Source organism: Streptococcus sp. 3167 (assembly GCF_013277175.1).
Classification (GTDB): Bacteria; Bacillota; Bacilli; order Lactobacillales; family Streptococcaceae; genus Streptococcus; species Streptococcus pseudopneumoniae.
Genome location: NZ_VMML01000007.1, coordinates 47623 through 66217 on the forward strand (window position 1 = coordinate 47623; position 18595 = coordinate 66217).

Sequence of the window (18595 nt, forward strand, 5' to 3'; positions counted from 1 at the left end):
CTCCTTATCCAAATTTTCCTGTAATATAGTCTTCCGTTTCCTTGTGTTGGGGATCAAGGAACATCTGCTTGGTATCATTAAATTCAATCAAATCTCCATCTAGGAAAAATCCTGTCTTATCAGAGATACGTGAAGCTTGCTGCATGGAACGGGTTACCAGAAGCATGGTGTACTTGTCTTTTAGACCATACAAGGTTTCCTCAATTTTACCAGCTGAAATCGGATCCAAAGCCGAAGTTGGCTCATCCAAGAGGATGATTTTAGGACTAGTTGCCAAGACACGGGCCACGCAGACACGCTGCTGTTGACCACCTGACAATCCAATAGCTGAATCATGTAGACGATCCTTGACCTCATCCCAGATAGAGGCACCTTGCAAGGCTTTTTCTACGGCTTCATCCAGAACCAGCTTATCCTTAATTCCATTGATACGAAGCCCGTAGACAACATTCTCATAGATAGTCATAGGGAAAGGATTAGGTTGTTGGAAAACCATTCCGATTTCCTTACGTAATTCAACCGTATCTGTACGCGGACTGTAGATGTTGTGACCATTGTACACCACGGATCCAGTTGTGGTCACCTCTGGATTGAGATCTCCCATGCGGTTGAGAGACTTGAGGAGGGTTGACTTCCCTGATCCAGATGGACCAATCAAGGCTGTAATTTCCTTAGGTTGGAAAGATAGGGAAACACTATTCAAAGCCTTCTTTTTATTATAATAAACGGACAGGTCTGATACCTGTAAAATCGCATCTGTCATACGGTTTCCTTTCTAACCAAAGTGACCAGATACATAGTCATTGGTGGACTGTAGCTTGGCATTTTGGAAAATAGTTGCAGTTTTGTCATACTCAATCAAATCACCCAAGTAAAAGAAGCCTGTATAGTCACTTGCACGAGCAGCCTGCTGCATATTATGCGTTACAATGATGATGGTAAAGTCTTTCTTGAGCTCAAACATGGTCTCTTCTAGTTGCATGGTCGCAATCGGATCCAAGGCTGAGGCTGGCTCATCCATTAAGAGGATATCTGGCTTAACAGAGATGGCACGAGCAATACAGAGACGTTGTTGCTGACCACCTGATAAGGTCAAGGCTGACTTGTGGAGATCGTCTTTAACCTGATCCCAGAGGGCAGCCTGACGAAGGGAGGTTTCTACGATTTCATCTAGGACTTGCTTATCCTTAACTCCAGCACGTTCATGCGCAAAGGTAATATTACGGTAAATTGACTTAGCAAATGGATTAGGGCGTTGAAAAACCATTCCAATGTGTTTACGCATTTCATAAACGTTGATTTCTGGACGGTTGACATCAATTCCACGATAGAGAATCTGCCCAGTTACTTTAGCAATATCAATAGTATCATTCATGCGATTGAGACTGCGTAAGTAGGTAGATTTCCCCGATCCCGACGGACCAATCAAAGCTGTAATTTTATTTCTTTCAAATTGCATATCAATCCCCTTAATGGATTCATTTTTACCATAGTAAACATGGACATCCTTAGTAGAAAGGGCTACTTTTTCTTCAGGAAAGGTAAGGATATGCTTCTCATCCCAGTTATATGTTGACATGGCTTCTCCTTTAGACAGCGGTTAATTTCTTGTGTAGATAGTTTCCGAACTTACGAGCTCCAAAGTTAAAAATCAGGATAAAGATTAGGAGCACAGCGGCAGAACCTGCTGATACAATAGTTCCATCTGGAATAGTGCCTTCACTATTGACTTTCCAGATATGGACAGCCAAGGTTTCTGCTTGACGGAAGATAGAGATGGGGCTAGTCACACTGAGGATATTCCAGTTAGACCAGTCAAGAGCTGGCGCCGATTGCCCTGCTGTATAAATCAGAGCTGCAGCTTCGCCAAAGATACGACCAGATGCCAAGACGACACCCGTTACAATACCTGGAAGCGCTTCTGGAATAACAACATGAACCACTGTCTCCCAACGAGAAATCCCAAGAGCCAGACCAGCCTCACGTTGGGTATGGTGAACATGTTTCAAACTATCCTCTACATTACGCGTCATCTGAGGCAAGTTAAAGACTGTCAAGGCCAAGGCACCTGAAATGATTGAAAATCCATACTCAAACTGGACTACAAAGATCAAGTAACCAAAGAGCCCCACCACCACTGATGGTAAAGAGGACAAGATTTCAATACAAGTCCGCACAAAGTTGGTAACAGGACCTTTTTTAGCATACTCAGCCAAGTAAATCCCAGCTCCCATAGAAAGAGGTACAGAAATAATCAAAGTAATGACCAATAGGAAAAAGGAATTGTAAAGCTGAATGCCAATCCCACCACCTGCTTGAAAAGCAGAAGACCTTCCAGTCAAGAAAGACCAAGAGATATGGGGCAAGCCCCGAACCAAGATATAGAGAATCAAGGAAGCCAAGATTGTCACAATGATGCTAGCAATCGTATAGAGGACAGCTGTTGCAAGTTTATCTAATTTCTTAGCGCGCATAATTTTTCTTTCCTCTTTCTTTCGTAATCAATTTAATCACACTGTTAAAAACTAAACTCATCAAGAGCAGTACCAAGGCCAGTGACCAGAGAACATTATTATTTACAGTTCCCATGACAGTGTTCCCAATTCCCATAGTTAATATAGAAGTTAAAGTTGCAGCTGGTGTGGTCAAGGAAGTTGGGATAACAGCTGAGTTTCCGACAACCATCTGGATAGCTAGAGCCTCACCAAAGGCACGCGCCATCCCAAAGACCACTGCAGTGAAAATACCAGAACGGGCCGCCTTCAAGATCACACGCCAGATAGTCTGCCAGCGAGTGGCTCCCATAGCGAAACTGGCCTCACGATAATAACGAGGAACCGCACGCAAGCTATCCGTTGTCATAAAGGTTACGGTCGGCAAAATCATGACAAAGAGGACGGAAATCCCTGACAAAATCCCAAAACCAGTCCCACCAAAGACACTGCGAACAAAGGGAACGACGACTTGCAAGCCAATAAATCCGTACACTACTGAAGGAATCCCAACCAGGAGTTCAATAGCTGGTTGCAAAATCTTCGCCCCTTTTGGTGATACTTCGGTCATAAAAACTGCTGCACCAATAGCAAAGGGTGTTGCGATAAGGGCTGAGAGAATGGTAACGATAAAGGAACCCAAAATCATAGGAAGGGCACCAAATTCTTTACTAGAAGGATTCCAAGTTCCTCCCAAAAGAAAGTCAAAGATATTCACACCATTGACAAAGAAGGTCGACAAGCCTTTTTGCGCTACGAAAACCAAAATCATGGCCACAAGGATGACTATCAAAGAAAGACAGGCAAAGGTCAAACCTTTTCCTAGTTTCTCCAGACGAGAATTCTTTGATGGAAGCAACATTTTCTTAGCTAATTCTTCTTGATTCATTATTGTCTCCCTTCCAACACTGTCACAGTTCCGGCAGCATCTTTTTCAACCTTCATTTCCTTAATCGGAATATACTTCAATCCTTTGACAATCCCTTCTTGGGTCTCATCCGAGAGAACAAAATTGAGAAATTCTGCAGCCAACTCATTGGGCTGCCCCAATGTATACATATGCTCATAAGACCACAAGGGCCAATTATTGCTACTTATATTTTCTGGACTTAAGTCATAGCCATTCAACTTCATGCTTTTGACCGAATCATCTATATAGGTAAGAGATAAATAAGAGATAGCTCCTGGACTTTTTGATACGATTGATTTTACCGCTCCATTTGAATCCTGCTCCTGACTTTGCATGGCGGACTGACCTTCCATAATGACAGTATCAAAGGTAGCACGAGAGCCAGAGCCGGCTGCCCGATTGATAACAGAGATGGGTAAGTCCTTACCACCAACCTCTTTCCAATTGGTTACCTCACCTATGAAGATTTGACGAAGTTGCTCTGTCGTTAGGTTATCAACATCGACCTCCTTATTGGCAATCAGAGCCAAGCCAGCTACCGCGACCTTGTGGTCAACAAGAGCAGAAGCATCAATTCCGTCTTTTTCCTCAGCAAATACATCTGAGTTTCCTATATCAACTGCCCCAGATTGAACCTGGGACAAGCCTGTACCAGAACCTCCCCCTTGGACATTGACCGTTTTTCCAACATGGATCGTGCCAAATTCATCTGCCGCTACTTCAACCAAGGGTTGCAAGGCAGTTGAGCCAACAGCCGTTATGGATTCTCCACGATCAATCCAGCTAGCACAGCCTACTAAACAAGCCGTCAGCCAAAAAGCGATAAGAGACAGAGCAAGCTTTTTTCTTTTTTTCACTGTTTTTCTCCTCGAAAATAATTATGAATACTGTGAATTTTTTAAGTAGTTCTTTATGAGTTGACGCATGAATTCTTACCAAATTTCTGCGCAATTGATTATTTATATAATATAGGCTATATTACTCTTTTCTAACCTCCTTTTTTCATATGTGGATAAAATCTCTTGTCTATCCCTTCCCCCATTGTCACCCATTATAGTCATTTCGTGTCTCTTTTTCCCCTTTTTAATGCAAGGAAAAGGTTACTCTCCTTAGATGATAATCCAAAAGCTAGAAAGGTATCTCAAACCTCTCTACTCTCCCAGACTAGTTTACAACTAAAAGGAAAAGATTCTATTTTATGGGAAATCTAGTTTACAAGCGGTAAGAACGCTAATAACTAAACTTCTTGTACTCTTTGAAAATCTCTTCAAACCAGGTCAGCCTTGCCTTGTTATAGGTATGTACCTATTTGGTCAGTCCTATCTACAACTTTAAAGCAATGCTTTGTAACTGACTCCGTCAGTCCTATTTGCAACCTCAAAACAGTATTTTGAGCTATCTTTGGCTAGCTTCCTAGTTTGCTCTTTGATTTTCATTGAGTAGTAAAACTACATGTGATGGCAATCAAGATATCAAGAATCATCCTACTAAAAAAATCCATACTTTCACTATAACATAGAATAAGATATTTGACTAGCATTTTCACTTGAATCTGAGGCCTTTTGGAAAATAATTTTTCAAAACATTTCCAGTAACCTTTGCAAAGCCCAAGCCATTGCCTTTAACCAAAACTTGGTACCAACCATTTGGCAGACTTTCTGCCAGCTGAACAGTTTCTCCAGCCACATACTTGACAAACGCTTCTTGGTCAATTTCAACCGACTGCTTGATCTGACTCGGTTTCAAGGCTAGACCAAGAGCAAAACTGGGCTCAAAGCGTTTCTTCTTAAAAGTGCCCAGATGTAGTCCATTGCGAGCAATCTTGAGCTTACCTAAATCTGGCAAGAGTTCTGGTAAGAGATAGAGTTGGTCCCCAAAAGTCTGCAAGATTCCCGGTAGATTGACCTTCAAATGGTTTTGGGCAAATTCTTGCCACAAGGCAACTTGTTCTCGACCAAGATTGCTCTTACTTGCCTTACATTTAGGAGTTGGATTGTTACCCTTAAACTGTAGATGGGCTACAAACTGACCCTCTCCCTTAAACTGATGAGGGTACATCCGAGCCGTTTCTGGCAGGTCAATACCAGCTACCATTCCATTGATATGCTCTACTGGCAACAAATCAAAATCATACTCTTCCAGCAACCACTTAACAATCTCTTCGTTTTCCTCGGGTGCCCAGGTACAGGTTGAATAAACCAGACGACCACCTTCAGCTAGCATGGTTACTGCATCTGCTAAAATTTCTCTTTGCAAGCTAGCACATTGACTCGGATACTCTAAGCTCCAATAGTTCATAGCATCTGGTTGCTTACGAAACATTCCTTCACCAGAGCAAGGGGCATCAAGGACAATGAGGTCAAAATAGCCTTTAAAGACCTTGGCCAAGCGGTCAGCAGATTCATTGGTCACCACAACATTTGTCGCTCCAAAGCGCTCCATGTTTTCTACTAAAATCTTAGCCCGTTTGCTTGAAATTTCATTGGAGACGAGAAGGCCCTCTCCAGCTAGATAGGCTGCCAGTTGAGTTGATTTACCCCCCGGTGCAGCAGCCAAGTCCAAGACCTTCATACCAGGACTGGGTTGGGCTACTTGAGCCACCATTTGAGCAGCAGGTTCTTGCGAATAAACTAAACCTGTAGCATGCTCAGGCGATTTCCCTGAAACCTTCCCATAGTGGCCCCAAGGGGTTTGAGTAATGGCATCAGAAAAGGAAAGTTGCTCTTCTTTTAAGGGATTGACCCGAAAGGCCGAAACCGCTTCCTCCTCAAAAGAGGCAAGAAAATCTCTTGCCTCATCTCCTAGTATCTCTTCATATTTTTCAACAAATCCTTCTGGAAATTGCATTTAAGTTCTTTTCCTTTCGTAAATATAGGACTGAATTTCCTCCTGCATCTCAAGAGGCACCATCATGACCAGCTGTCTGGTTTGAAAATCAGGAGCTTCACCAAAAAGGGTCACAACCCGATAGCCCAGACTTTCCCCTAAAATACTAGCTGCGGCATAATCCCATGGTTGCAGATAAGTGAGATAGGTCAACAAACGCCCTGACAAAATCTTGGCAAAACTAATGGCCGCACTTCCATAGACACGAACACCAAGAACCGCTCGGCTCAAATCAGCCAGCCCCCATTCATTGGTTTCCAGCATACCACTATTCCCTGCAATGAGAAAATCTCCAAGTGGTTTAGTTTTAAAAGGAGCTAGGGGCCTATCATTTAGACAAACTGGAAAGACCCCACCACCGTGGTAACAATCCCCTTTGACCACATCATAAATCAGACCAAACTGTCCCTGACCATTTTCAAAATAAGCCATCATAACAGCAAAATCTTCCTGCTGGGCTACAAAGTTATTGGTACCATCAATGGGATCAATGACCCAAACCTTGCCCTCTTGAACCGAGGCTCGCAGACAACCTTCTTCAGCACAAATCTTATCCTCAGGATAACGGGACAAAATCTCACCAACCAAGAGTTCCTGAATTTCTTTGTCCAGTCTGGTCACCAAATCTGTTGGAGAGGACTTGGTTTCAACACGCAAGTCTTCCTGCATGTGGTCAAGGATGTACTGACCCGCTTTCTTAATTAGCTCTTTAGCAAATTCAAATTTACTTTCCAAGAGAAATCTTTCCTTCCCCTTTTTCCTTAGCCGCCTGAACTGCTCGGTAAAGCGAATAGCCACTGACTGTTTCAAATTCTCGTCCCAAACGTTTTTCTTCACTCTTTCTTGGCACAACCGCCTTGAATCGCTTATAGGAGTCCAGTAACTTTTTAGCCTCTACCTTGCCTTCATAGGCAGCTTCAACATCATTAAAAAAAGAAAGCACTGAAGCAAGTTCTTCAGTGCTCCACGACAAATCTAGTGGGTAACTATACTGTTTGTTCATTAACTAATACCAGCTCTCATTCTTGCTTCTTTTAGTTCTTGCTTACGGTAACTACGAGGGAGAAAAGCACGAATCTCATCTTCATTAAAACCGATTTGCATGCGCTTGGCATCAATAATAATTGGACGACGCAAAAGACTAGGATACTGCTCAATCAAATGAAGCAATTCCGATACCGAAATACTCTCTACATCAATATTCAATTTTTGAAAAATTTTTGAACGAGTTGAAATGATGTCATCAGTACCATTTTCGGTCAAGGAAAGGATGTGTTGCAATTCTTTTCTTGTTAAAGGACTGGTCATAATATTGTGTTCCACAAAGGGAACCTTATGTTTTTCTAACCAGGCCTTAGCCTTACGACATGATGTACAGCTCGGTGATAGAAATAGTGTAATCATGCTTTTCTCTTCTTATCTATACTTTGCTACTTCTATTATACAAAAAAATAAAGCGCTTGACTAGAGATTTTTAGAAAAAAAGCCTATTTTTTCAAGAAAAATAGACTGTTCGCAAACGATTGACACAATTGGATTTGCTTAATTCACTCTTAACGATGGATTCAAATGATATACATTTTTATATATACAAATTAAAAACATCTTTCTTTTCACTTCTTACGACTTTTTAGATATAGATAGCCAAAAAAGCTTTCATAGAGGGCGAAAAAGAGGAGGAAGGCATGAAGGAAAAAGGTCTCTGGCAAAATCAGTATAACTGGATCCTTGGCTGGGTCAAAAAGCCAGGTATCATCTCCTACAAAGAGAATTTGATGGAACAGAGTAAAGAATTGGTCAAAACCAATCAAAACTCCCCCAAGCCCAATCAGTAAAGGCAAAACCACTAGAGCCAAAAGCCTCTTACTAAATAGAGACAAGAAGCCCTTTTTCACAATCCCTTCGACAAAGAAATAGAAACTTGGCAGTGTCACTAGAGCTACTAGCTGAACCAAGTGGAAGAGATTCTTGACCACTGCAAAGTGGTGCAGACCAGCTGCTGACGGACGAAAATCAGGCATCTGCAAGACCTGACTAAATGGATTGGTCAGATAATTCATCAAAATATGAAAATTGTATTGAATGGTTTCTGGTTTTAGATAGACTCGATTCGTTAAGTTTAGCCACTGAATCTCCATAGGATAGAAAATCCAAGCCAAATAAATGGTCAGAAGGATAGAAAGAGAGAGGAGAAAGAGCATAGAGCTCCAAAAGGTCAATTTAGTTTTCATCAAAATCCCACTCCGCAAGGCTAGAAACCACATGTGTCGGTGCGATTGGTAGGCCAGCTACTTCTTCTGCCTTGGTAAAACCTGTCGTCACCAAGAGCGTTGGAATGCCATTGTCAATCCCTGCTCGAATATCAGTTAAATAGTTATCTCCAACCATAATCAACTCTTCACGTTCTAAACCTAAGTGCTCAACCGCCTTGTCCATAATGATGGCATTTGGTTTTCCAATATAAACAGGCTTCACTCGTGTTGCTACTTCAAGCAGGGTAATCAGTGAACCAGCACCAGGCAAAAGACCACGCTCTGTCGGGATATTGAGGTCAGGATTGGTTCCGATAAAATGAGCTCCCTTTTGGATAGCTAGAGTTGCTGTGGCAAATTTTTCATAGTCGACTTGCCAATCCAGACCAACTACCACGTAGGCAGGGTTTTCCTTGTCTTCCACATAACCAGCCGCCTTGATGGCTTCCTTGAGTCCTGCTTCTCCGACGACATAGACGGTCTTTTCAAGCCCCAAGTCATTCATATAGTCGATAGTTGCCAAAGTCGCTGTGTAGACAGTCGATAGAGGCGTATCGATATTAAAATTCTGAGCCAACATTTCTTGAACACTCTCAGGAGTACGGGTTGTATTGTTGGTCACAAAGAGATAGGGGATGTCTCGCTTTTGCAATTCATGGACAAAAGCCTCTCCTGCTGGGATTCGGTCTTTCCCCTTATAAATGGTTCCGTCTAAATCAATTAAATAGCCTTTATATTTCATCTATTTCTCCCTAAGCCTTTTTTATTTCTTGCCAAGTAATAATAGCCTGTGCATTGGTAGCCCCGTCGCTTGTAATTTCATGCTTGCTTTCCAGTCCAGTCCGTTCAACAGACGATATGATTACCCCACCTGGTCGAACTTCCTTGACATACTTGAGGTTGATTTTCTTGGGAATATAGTGGGTCAAAAAATCCGCTCCCATGACCTCAAAAATCCAGTCCAAGTATTTACTGTTATTGACATGACCATTCATATCCAAGTCGTAAAAACGAACATGGTAATCCTTGCTGATCGGCTTTTCCAAGGACTCATACTTCGGTCCACGGATAAGTTTTTTATCAAAATCAGACTGGTAAGGAGCCACAATCTCAGGTTCAACAGCATGGACTTTTCGACTGTCGCGGTCCATGAGAACAAAAGTCGCCATCATGTGGATGAGTTCCTGACCTGCTTCATCATAAATGGTAAAGCGACGGTAGCAAAAGAGCCGATTGTAGCTCAAAGCTTCCGTTTCGATGGTGATTTCTTCCGCAAAACGAGGCAAACGAACCACCTCAATATCGTATTCTGTGATAATCCAGACCAGATTATGATCTTCTAAAATGGCCTTATCACTAACTCCCAGTTCAATCGACTGCATCCCTGAAACTTGTAGGGACAGCAAAATCACATCTGGAAGTTTGATATGACCGTTCATGTCAGCCATATCAAAAGGAATTTTCATTTTCATTTGATAAGTTAAGCCCATCATCCTACTCCAAAATAAATCGTTCTGCTACGGTGTCTCCTAAGAAGAGACCTCTTTTTGTCATGCGAACTCGGTCACCCTCTATTTGCATGAGACCCTGTTGAACCAAGCCTCTGACAATTTCTCCATAAAGTCCATCAAAAGACCGTCCAAATTTTTCCTCAAATCGCGCCATGGAGACTCCTGATTTCTTGCGGAGTCCCAGGAACATTTCTTCTTCCATTTGCTCTTTTTGACTCAGGTACTCCTCTGTGATACGAGCATTGCCTTCCTCAACCGCATTAAGATAATGGCGAATGGGACCATGATTTTTATATCGAATACCATTGACATAACCAGATGCTCCAGCACCGATGCCATAGTATTCAGCATTGTCCCAGTACATAAGATTGTGGCGACTTTCAAAACCAGGTTTGGAGAAATTAGAAATCTCATAATGCTCAAAGCCTGCTCGCTCAAGCTCAGTGATGATGTACTCAAACATCTCAGCTTCCAGCTCCTCCTTAGGCAGAGGCAATTTTCCTCGCCGCATGCGGTTCATAAAGACCGTGTGGTTTTCTAAAATCAAGCTATACAAACTCATGTGGGGAATATCCAGTCCAATGGCCTTAGCCACATTTTCCTGGACCTGCTCCATGGTCTGACCAGGCAGTGCATAAATCAAATCAATAGAGATATTGTCAAAACCAGCCAGTTTCAGACGGTCGATATTTTCATAAATATCCTTCTCCAAATGACTGCGCCCAATCTTTTTCAACATCTTATCATCAAAGGTCTGGACACCTAGCGAAACACGATTGACAGCCGAATTTTTCAAAACAGCTATCTTATCCGCATCCAAATCGCCTGGATTGGCTTCAATAGTCAACTCTTCCAAGACAGACAAGTCCAAGTTTTTAGTCAAGCCATTCAGTAACACCTCCAGTTGCGGAGCCGACAGGGCTGTCGGTGTTCCACCACCGATGTAGATGGTCCGCAACTTTTGAATATCATAAGAACGAAACTCTTCTAACAGATGCTCCAAATAGCTATCAACTGGCTGATTCTTTATAAAAACTTTTGAAAAATCACAATAATAACAAATCTGGGTACAAAATGGGATGTGCACATAGGCTGACGTTGGTTTTTTCTGCATAGTACTTATTATACCACAAAAGCGAACAATACTTAGAATTCCCTTTAACAAAATCCTAGCATTGTTCGCTTTCTTTATCTAAACATTCTTTTTATTTTATGACGAACACGATTCCCAGAACCAATCTAGTTTGTCTTTACAATACAAAAGAATGAATGTTCATTTGACTAAATTTTTAGTCTTCTTTTTTCTTTCTAAGAGCAAGTCCGAGACCGCCCAGCAGACCAAGAAGTCCTAGAGATACAAGAGTCGCATTTGATTCTGTTCCTGTATTTGGTAATACATTTTGAGAATCATTTGACTTAGTTCCATTATCACTAGCATCTGTAGTATCTTCATGATTTGCATTCGGAGTAACTGCATCTGGAATTGGAGTTGTTGGTGCAGGTGCAGGTGTATCTTGACCAGAATTTCCATTAGTAGCAGGTGTGACTGGAGTTGCTGGAGTGACTTTACCTGGTGTTACCTTAGCTGGTGTTGTTATATTATTAGCAATGTGTTCTGTGATATGACCGTCCTTTGAATCTACATCGTAAGTGGTTGTAGTAACTATTTTACCTTTAGCTCCTTCAATACGTTCATTAGGTGTGTCAACTTCTCGTTCACCATCTCTAACATATTCAACTTCAGGTTCAATTAGTGTTTCTACTATTTTGTCCTTGGCTGCGACTTTGACTATTGTTGCTGTTGGATTTACTACTACTGGTTTTCCTACAGTTGGAGTAATTTCCCCTGTTGTTGGATTTACTCTGTACGTTGTTGTGATGCTGTCTTCACCATCTTCACCTTTAACGGTGATTGCTTCAGCACCTTTTTCTTTCGTATCATCTTTTTCGTAACGTACTGGAGATGGTACCACCCTCTTCTCAACCGTTGCTTCTTTCCTTGTTCCGTAAGTCGTTACTGTTGTAGGAGTCACCTTACCGGTCTTTGAATCAACTTCATAAGTTGTAGTGTTGATAACTTCACGTCCTTGGTCATCCTTATTACGTTCAACCTTAGTTTTAGCCCCAACCTTAACTATTGTTTTACCAGCTAGGGTGACCATTGGGTTACCAACGTGTTCTGTGATATGACCGTCCTTTGAATCTACATCGTAAGTGGTTGTAGTAACTATTTTACCTTTAGCTCCTTCAATACGTTCATTAGGTGTGTCAACTTCTCGTTCACCATCTCTAACATATTCAACTTCAGGTTCAATTAGTGTTTCTACTATTTTGTCCTTGGCTGCGACTTTGACTATTGTTGCTGTTGGATTTACTACTACTGGTTTTCCTACTGTTTCTGTAATAGCGCCTGTAGTAGAATCAACACTATATGTTGTTGTGATAGTACTTGAACCTGCTTGGCCTGCTTCTTCCACATTTGGTTGATTTTTGTCGCGTGTATCATCTTTCACATATTTCTTAGGTGATGAGATTTCTGTTTTTTCTACTTTGTCCTTGGCTGCGACTTTGACGACTGTATTCGTTGGTTCTTTCGTACGAACTGGTTTACCTTCACTTGCTGTAATCTTTCCAGTATTAGTGTCCACAGTGTAAGTTGTTGTGATAGCGTCTTCACCATCTTCACCTTTAACAGTAGTTGGGACTGTACCTTTTTCTTTCGTATCATCTTTTTCGTAAACTACTGGAGATGGTACTACCATCTTCTCAATCGTTAGTTCTTTCCTTGTCCCGTAAGTAGTTACTGTTGTAGAAGTTACCTTACCTGTTTTTGGATCAACTTCATAAGTTGTAGTGTTGATAACTTCACGACCTTGGTCATCCTTGCTACTCTCAACCTTAGTTTTAGCTCCAACCTTAACTATTGTTTTACCAGCTGGGGTGACCACTGGCTTACCAACCTGTTCTGTGACTGTTCCATTATTTGGATTAACGTCATACCTTGTAGTCGTTACAGATTTTCCTTTTGCTCCTTTTCTAGGCTTGTCTGGTGTACCAAAGTCACGAGTGTCATCTCTTTCATAAACCACTGTGGGCTCAATTGGCGTTTCTACTACTTGATCCTTAGCCGCGACTTTAACGATTGTTTCTGTTGGATTTACTATTACTGGATTTCCTTCATTTGGAGTAACTTCCCCATTGTCTGGATTTACTGTGTAAGTCGTGGTGGTTGTCTTACTTCCGTCTTTTCCTGGGACAGTAATATTGGCTTGGCCTTTTTCTCGACTAGCATCTTTTTCGTATTTTACTGGAGATGGGATTGTTTCTACGTCTACTTTATCCTTAGCTCCTACTTTTACAACTCTAGCTATTGGTAGAGTTACGACTTCTGATCCCCCTTTTGTTGGAGTTAGGGCTCCATTTACTGGATTTACGCTATAGGTTGTGGTGACTTTAGATTTTCCTGATCTCCCTAGAAATTGAACGGTATCAGTACCTTTTGGACTGTTTTCATCTTTTAAATAAACTGTTTTGGGTTCAACTGAATTATACTCAACTATATCCTTCGCGCCACCTTTATTGACTACTTCTTCCTTCTTAGTCGAAGTAAGGCTGCCAGTTTTTGAGTTTACTGTGTAGCTTGTTGTCTTCTTAACAACGTCGTCTCCTTTTTTAATGTATTCTACTTCATCCTTGGCTGCGACTTTGACAACTGTTTCTATTGCCGGTTGCTTAACTACTGGTTGTCCTACATGTTCAATCAGATCTCCAGTGTTAGGATTTACACTATAAGTTGTTGTTACTGTACTAGTACCTGAAGTACCAGTTGTTGTTACATTAGCTTCACCTTTAGCTCTTGTGGCATCTTTTTCATAACGTACACTTGGCTCAAGTTGGGTAACGACAACTGTAGATTTGGCTCCATCTTTCTTAAACACTTCATCAATTGTATTGTTAGTAATCTGTCCTGTATCGAGATCTTTCATACTCACAGTTATTGACTTAATGATGTCATCTCCGCGTTTACTATATACAACAGTTTCTCCAACTTTTTCTACAGATTTAACTGTTGCAATGTTTTTATCTTGATAACCTGTCCCATCTAAGGAAATTCGTTTCCCAGATATAAACTCTGATCGTCTATTAATCATATCAGCTTCAAAATAAGAACGTGAACTGTGACCTCCACTGGTTCGTCCAACATTTATAACAACATCACTATCATTGCTGACGCCTTTTCTTATCGCCAAATCATTATCAACAATATAATGAGTCATTTTACCAGACTTGGCTATTTTTTTGCTATCTAAACCTTTTTGCCAAAATTCACGACTGGAAAGCAAATTGGTCACAACTTTTGGAGCATTAAAGGTTGTGCCTTTTTTTAATACATTATTATAAACGTTTCTATAAACCAACTGTTCTTTAGGAGACATGACTCTGCTGTCAGAATATGCCAACTGATAAGCTTCAACCATTGCCCGTTGTACTAAATATCCTCCTAAAGAATGACCTGTCAAATAAAGATTAGTAATACTCTTATCTTTAGCTAGTTCATGCATAATATTTTCTGCATCTATCCCTTGTTGAGGATTGCTTCCTAATCCAAGTGTTATATCAGCTCCTATATCTTTCGCATCACTTGTTCCACGAAAGGCTAATACTTGTGCAGTTCCATTTGGTAAATATAAGAAATCACTCTTCGTTTCATACAAGACAGCATCTAGTCCACTGGAGGTATGGTAACTTTTCTTCCTTTCCCAATAAGGCCCCAATTCCTTATTCATCATCATATACTCATAACGTGGTTTACTGTCACCATTCTTTTTATATAACTCTGACTCTGTTAAGGGTCTCTTATGATCCAGCACTCTATCAATATAATTATCATCACGGTAGGATAATTCCATGAACATAATCATATCGCGCTCACTTACATTCCATTTTAATTTTTCATCTGGCTTTTCTTTACTGTCAATAATACCATCACCATCAGTATCTTCTAATAAGGGATGACTATTATAACCTACATACTTTTTCCCACCTTTTTCATAAATATAAAGTTCTTCTTTATCCTTCAAGTAATCATCATCTGTATAGGCTTCTGGACTTAACTTAGAGCCGTTTAACAATAAACTATCAAGCTTATTACCTTCTGAACCGATTACTCCTGCTTTTATTTGCTTAGCATACTCATCAGTTAATTCATACTTTTTAACCTCGGAAGGATTTGATGCTGCTCTCACCGCTGGAGTGCTTGATCTGTCTTCACCCGCCACGAAATCCCTTGTGGTCAAGCTATTATTTTCCTTATTCCCAGATCTGACGGGTTCTGTAGTCCTTGTAGATCCTATTGGAACATCTCTGGTATCTAACTCAGAAGAAGGATTATTTTGATTATCTAGTATAGGTTGAACTTCTTCTCTTTTATCCACAGAAGATGGAGAATTTTCCGTAGAAGCAAGTACTCCCTGGGATGGTGTAAACAAAGCAATGCCTATTAATACAGAAGCCACTCCAACAGAAAACTTTCGAATCGAAAAACATTGACGTTTATTAAAAATATCTTTCATTTTACCAACTTTCTTTCTAGCTATTTTTTACAAAATAGAGAGTTCTACTATTTTCCCTTGACAAAATACTAAACCCTTTCTTGACTAAAATTTTAGAACTTTTCCTCTGCTTGATTATAAACTACCACATTGATTTCTAATCATAAAAAAATGAATTGCTTAATATTAATAAAATATCAGTACAATATAAAAAATGTAAATATTTCACTTTCAACACTGCCATTATACCATAATACTCAATGAAAATAAAAAAACGCATAATATCAGGCCTTGAAAAACCTTGATACTATGCGTTTGATTATGGGAAGATCTACTTCATTTTCTCCTAGAATTGAGTTTTTGCCCAGTCTCATCAAATCTAGATTTTTTCTTCTTTGATATCAATCACAATCTCTTCTGATTCATCAAGAATTTCGGCCTTTTCTTGCCATTGCTCTTTGAGATTATTGAATCGATATTTTGATACTTCTGTCGCTTGACGAGCACATGATTTGGCTTGAGCAAGGACGCTGTCCACAGTGATTTCACCCGACTCAACCTGTTCTTTGGTTTTAAGAACAAAATCTGTAGCCTGCTCCTTGACTTCTGTCAGTTTTTCACAGACCTGCTCCTTGGCATACTCTGGATTTTCTCTCAAATCATCCAGAAAATCTTGAGCCTGACTGCAAACTTGTTTGCCCTTGTCGCTTGTTAAAAACAAGGCAAGAGCTGCACCTGAAACGGTTCCTAAAAGGATTGAGGATAATTTACCCATAAGGATTCTCCTTTTTTATTTTTTTAAAAATTTACTTGCAAGACGAAGAGCTGATAAACTTGCCCCAGTCTTGAGTGTTTTTGAACCAGCTGATGAAGCTTTCTTGCTCAAGACACGCGCATGGTCATTGAGGTCTGAAACAGATAGAGATAAATCTGCAACAGCACTAAAGAGTGGATCAATCGTTGCCACCTTGACATTAATATCATCTGCCAAGACATTGATCTTAGACAGCAATTCATTGGTATGATGCAAGGTCACATCCACATCTGAAGTCAAGGTTTTAATCGTCTTCTCTGTTTCATCGATAACACGTCCAAGCTTTTGTACAGTAATGATTAGATACACTAAAAATACAATCAAAGCAAGGGCAACAAAAATATATGCAACTTCTAACATTTAGTTTTCCTCCTCTGTAACATAGTAAGGGGCCTTCTTTCGATTTTGATATAGAATGATAAAAATACCGAGACCGATAAGGACAACTGATAGCCATTGAGACACTCGAAGGCCAAAGAACATGAGACTATCTGTTCGCATGCCTTCGATGACCATACGACCGAAACCATACCAAATCAAGTAAAAGGCCGTGATATGACCTCGTCTGAGACTTTTCCATTTTCGTCTAAAAATCAGAATCAAGGCAAATCCAAGTAGATTCCATAGGGACTCATAAAGGAAGGTCGGCTGACGGTAGCTCCCCTCAATATACATCTGGTCACGAATAAAGACAGGTAGATAATCCAAATTATCCACTGCTGCACCATAAGCTTCTTGGTTAAAGAAATTGCCCCAGCGACCCAAACTTTGGGCAATCATGACGCTAGGCGCCGCAATATCTAGAAAATCCCAAGTGTTAATGAGTTTACGATCAGCAAAGATATAGAGTACAAGTGCCCCAGTTATCAAACCACCGTAAATGGCCAAACCACCATTCCAAATGGCAAAAATCTCTCCCAAATTCTGACTATAATAATCAAAACGGAAAATGACATAGTAGAGACGAGCTCCTAAAATAGCCAAGGGAAAGGCTATCAAGATAAAATCTAAAATATCGTCTGGTATGATCTTCTTTCTAGGCGCTTCTTTCATGGTCAAATAAACCGCAAGAATCAAGCCCGTTACAATACACAAGGCATACCAACGAATGGCTAGAGGGCCTAGTTGAATAGCAATTGGATCAAGCATTAGGCACCTCATTTCGAGCGATGAGACTTGTCAGTCGTTCTTCGAACAAACGGGTCGCATCAAAGCCCATTTCCTTGGCACGATAATTCATGGCAGCTGCCTCAATCACGACAGAAATATTACGACCTGTTTTAACTGGAATGCGGATACGAGGAATAGATACGCCAGAAATTTCTATTTCCTCTGCATTGTTTCCAAGACGATCAAAAGTCTTATGTGTATCATAGCTTTCCAAATAGACAGCAAGTTGAACCTGTGAAGAATCCTTGACGGCACTGGCACCGTAGAGGCTCATGACATCGATAATCCCAACCCCACGAATTTCAATCAGGTGTCTCAAGATTTCAGCCGGTTCACCCCAAAGAGTAATCTCATCCTTGGCAAAGATATCGACCCGGTCATCAGCTACCAAGCGGTGACCACGTTTGACAAGTTCCAGACCTGTCTCACTCTTACCAATTCCACTATCTCCCTGAATCAAGACGCCCATCCCATAGATATCCATCAAAACCCCATGAACACTGGTACGTTCTGCCAAACGAGAATCCAGATAGCTAGATAACTCTCCAGATAAACGACTTGTCGCTGTACGGCTGGTTAAAATAGCAATCTTACATTCTCTGGCTGCTTTTAACATCTCCTCTGGAACCACCAAACCACGGGCAACAATGACCGCTGGTGTCTCAGGTAGAAACATTTTTTTCAAAACTTCATAACGGCTGTTGGAAGGCATGCTGATCAGATAAGACCACTCCTTCATCCCCAAAAGTTGAATCCGCTCTGGCGTGTAGTAGTCAAAATAGCCTGTCATTTCAAGACCAGGTCGCGTAATATCCGCTATATTGATTTCCTTTTCAAGCAATTCTGGTTCGCCATAGACAATGTCTAGTCTAAGCTTTTCAATCACTTCTTTTACTAAAACCGACATCATTTCCTCCTTCAAATGAGTTCTTCTCTCTATTATATCAAATTGTAGGAGGATATTTCAGATTTTTGCAGGCTTTGGAGTATTTATTTATACTCAATGAA

General features: G+C 40.8%; 17 protein-coding genes and 1 pseudogene. All 18 read right to left on the bottom strand.

What is annotated here, in order from left to right:
* Positions 1-4: 4 nt before the first annotated feature.
* Positions 5-763 carry a phosphate ABC transporter ATP-binding protein PstB gene (gene pstB / locus HT678_RS01110; protein WP_000128635.1) on the bottom strand — a complete coding sequence of 253 codons (759 nt, stop codon included), beginning with the start codon at positions 761-763 and terminating at the stop codon, positions 5-7.
* A gap of 12 nt (positions 764-775) precedes the next feature.
* Complete coding sequence (gene pstB, locus HT678_RS01115; protein WP_000109215.1) at positions 776-1579, bottom strand: phosphate ABC transporter ATP-binding protein PstB; 804 nt, start codon at positions 1577-1579, stop codon at positions 776-778.
* A 10-nt stretch (positions 1580-1589) separates the two neighbouring features.
* Positions 1590-2474, bottom strand: coding sequence for a phosphate ABC transporter permease PstA (gene pstA / locus HT678_RS01120; RefSeq protein WP_001201787.1), 885 nt, complete (start codon positions 2472-2474; stop codon positions 1590-1592).
* Positions 2464-3381 carry a phosphate ABC transporter permease subunit PstC gene (gene pstC / locus HT678_RS01125; protein ID WP_001070908.1) on the bottom strand — a complete coding sequence of 306 codons (918 nt, stop codon included), beginning with the start codon at positions 3379-3381 and terminating at the stop codon, positions 2464-2466. The genes pstA and pstC overlap by 11 nt, the downstream gene beginning before the upstream one ends.
* A complete protein-coding gene (pstS, locus tag HT678_RS01130) occupies positions 3381-4259 on the bottom strand; it encodes a phosphate ABC transporter substrate-binding protein PstS (protein ID WP_000746334.1) in 879 nt (292 codons plus the stop codon). Before pstS ends, pstC begins: the two co-directional genes overlap by 1 nt.
* A gap of 685 nt (positions 4260-4944) precedes the next feature.
* Entirely contained in the window at positions 4945-6249 is a 1305-nt protein-coding gene (locus tag HT678_RS01135) for an RsmF rRNA methyltransferase first C-terminal domain-containing protein (RefSeq protein WP_119948166.1), read from the bottom strand.
* Positions 6250-7023: an inositol monophosphatase family protein gene (locus HT678_RS01140; RefSeq protein WP_023939740.1), complete on the bottom strand. Its 774-nt coding sequence runs from the start codon at positions 7021-7023 to the stop codon at positions 6250-6252.
* Positions 7013-7291 carry a UPF0223 family protein gene (locus tag HT678_RS01145; protein WP_001041980.1) on the bottom strand — a complete coding sequence of 93 codons (279 nt, stop codon included), beginning with the start codon at positions 7289-7291 and terminating at the stop codon, positions 7013-7015. The genes HT678_RS01140 and HT678_RS01145 overlap by 11 nt, the downstream gene beginning before the upstream one ends.
* Positions 7291-7692: a Spx/MgsR family RNA polymerase-binding regulatory protein gene (locus HT678_RS01150; protein WP_000631259.1), complete on the bottom strand. Its 402-nt coding sequence runs from the start codon at positions 7690-7692 to the stop codon at positions 7291-7293. Before HT678_RS01150 ends, HT678_RS01145 begins: the two co-directional genes overlap by 1 nt.
* Positions 7693-7901: 209 nt before the next feature.
* On the bottom strand, positions 7902-8519 hold the full coding sequence (locus HT678_RS01155) for a TIGR01906 family membrane protein (RefSeq protein WP_172924520.1): 618 nt from the start codon (positions 8517-8519) through the stop codon (positions 7902-7904).
* On the bottom strand, positions 8509-9282 hold the full coding sequence (locus HT678_RS01160) for a TIGR01457 family HAD-type hydrolase (RefSeq protein WP_172924521.1): 774 nt from the start codon (positions 9280-9282) through the stop codon (positions 8509-8511). The genes HT678_RS01155 and HT678_RS01160 overlap by 11 nt, the downstream gene beginning before the upstream one ends.
* A 10-nt stretch (positions 9283-9292) precedes the next feature.
* Complete coding sequence (locus HT678_RS01165) at positions 9293-10030, bottom strand: acyl-[acyl-carrier-protein] thioesterase (RefSeq protein ID WP_172924522.1); 738 nt, start codon at positions 10028-10030, stop codon at positions 9293-9295.
* A 4-nt stretch (positions 10031-10034) separates the two neighbouring features.
* Positions 10035-11165 carry a radical SAM family heme chaperone HemW gene (gene hemW, locus HT678_RS01170; RefSeq protein ID WP_138700331.1) on the bottom strand — a complete coding sequence of 377 codons (1131 nt, stop codon included), beginning with the start codon at positions 11163-11165 and terminating at the stop codon, positions 10035-10037.
* Between the two features lie 175 nt (positions 11166-11340).
* Positions 11341-15624, bottom strand: coding sequence for a G5 domain-containing protein (locus HT678_RS01175; protein ID WP_172924523.1), 4284 nt, complete (start codon positions 15622-15624; stop codon positions 11341-11343).
* A 358-nt stretch (positions 15625-15982) separates the two neighbouring features.
* Entirely contained in the window at positions 15983-16378 is a 396-nt protein-coding gene (locus HT678_RS01180; RefSeq protein WP_000517395.1) for a YtxH domain-containing protein, read from the bottom strand.
* Positions 16351-16777: pseudogene (locus HT678_RS01185) on the bottom strand (DUF948 domain-containing protein). Before HT678_RS01185 ends, HT678_RS01180 begins: the two are co-directional and overlap by 28 nt.
* Complete coding sequence (lgt, locus tag HT678_RS01190; RefSeq protein ID WP_000886657.1) at positions 16778-17566, bottom strand: prolipoprotein diacylglyceryl transferase; 789 nt, start codon at positions 17564-17566, stop codon at positions 16778-16780. It abuts the pseudogene before it with no gap.
* Positions 17559-18494, bottom strand: a complete 936-nt coding sequence (gene hprK / locus HT678_RS01195) for an HPr(Ser) kinase/phosphatase (protein WP_172924524.1) — start codon at positions 18492-18494, stop codon at positions 17559-17561. Before hprK ends, lgt begins: the two co-directional genes overlap by 8 nt.
* Between the last annotated feature and the right edge of the window lie 101 nt (positions 18495-18595).

Bases quoted from the DNA above. Each gene is read 5' to 3' on its own strand.
- pstB (WP_000128635.1), bottom strand. From the start codon at position 763: ATGACAGATGCGATTTTACAGGTATCAGACCTGTCCGTTTATTATAAT.
- pstB (WP_000109215.1), bottom strand. From the start codon at position 1,579: ATGTCAACATATAACTGGGATGAGAAGCATATCCTTACCTTTCCTGAA.
- pstA (WP_001201787.1), bottom strand. From the start codon at position 2,474: ATGCGCGCTAAGAAATTAGATAAACTTGCAACAGCTGTCCTCTATACG.
- pstC (WP_001070908.1), bottom strand. From the start codon at position 3,381: ATGAATCAAGAAGAATTAGCTAAGAAAATGTTGCTTCCATCAAAGAAT.
- HT678_RS01135 (WP_119948166.1), bottom strand. From the start codon at position 6,249: ATGCAATTTCCAGAAGGATTTGTTGAAAAATATGAAGAGATACTAGGA.
- HT678_RS01145 (WP_001041980.1), bottom strand. From the start codon at position 7,291: ATGAACAAACAGTATAGTTACCCACTAGATTTGTCGTGGAGCACTGAA.
- HT678_RS01150 (WP_000631259.1), bottom strand. From the start codon at position 7,692: ATGATTACACTATTTCTATCACCGAGCTGTACATCATGTCGTAAGGCT.
- HT678_RS01155 (WP_172924520.1), bottom strand. From the start codon at position 8,519: ATGAAAACTAAATTGACCTTTTGGAGCTCTATGCTCTTTCTCCTCTCT.
- HT678_RS01160 (WP_172924521.1), bottom strand. From the start codon at position 9,282: ATGAAATATAAAGGCTATTTAATTGATTTAGACGGAACCATTTATAAG.
- HT678_RS01165 (WP_172924522.1), bottom strand. From the start codon at position 10,030: ATGGGCTTAACTTATCAAATGAAAATGAAAATTCCTTTTGATATGGCT.
- hemW (WP_138700331.1), bottom strand. From the start codon at position 11,165: ATGCAGAAAAAACCAACGTCAGCCTATGTGCACATCCCATTTTGTACC.
- HT678_RS01175 (WP_172924523.1), bottom strand. From the start codon at position 15,624: ATGAAAGATATTTTTAATAAACGTCAATGTTTTTCGATTCGAAAGTTT.
- HT678_RS01180 (WP_000517395.1), bottom strand. From the start codon at position 16,378: ATGGGTAAATTATCCTCAATCCTTTTAGGAACCGTTTCAGGTGCAGCT.
- lgt (WP_000886657.1), bottom strand. From the start codon at position 17,566: ATGCTTGATCCAATTGCTATTCAACTAGGCCCTCTAGCCATTCGTTGG.
- hprK (WP_172924524.1), bottom strand. From the start codon at position 18,494: ATGTCGGTTTTAGTAAAAGAAGTGATTGAAAAGCTTAGACTAGACATT.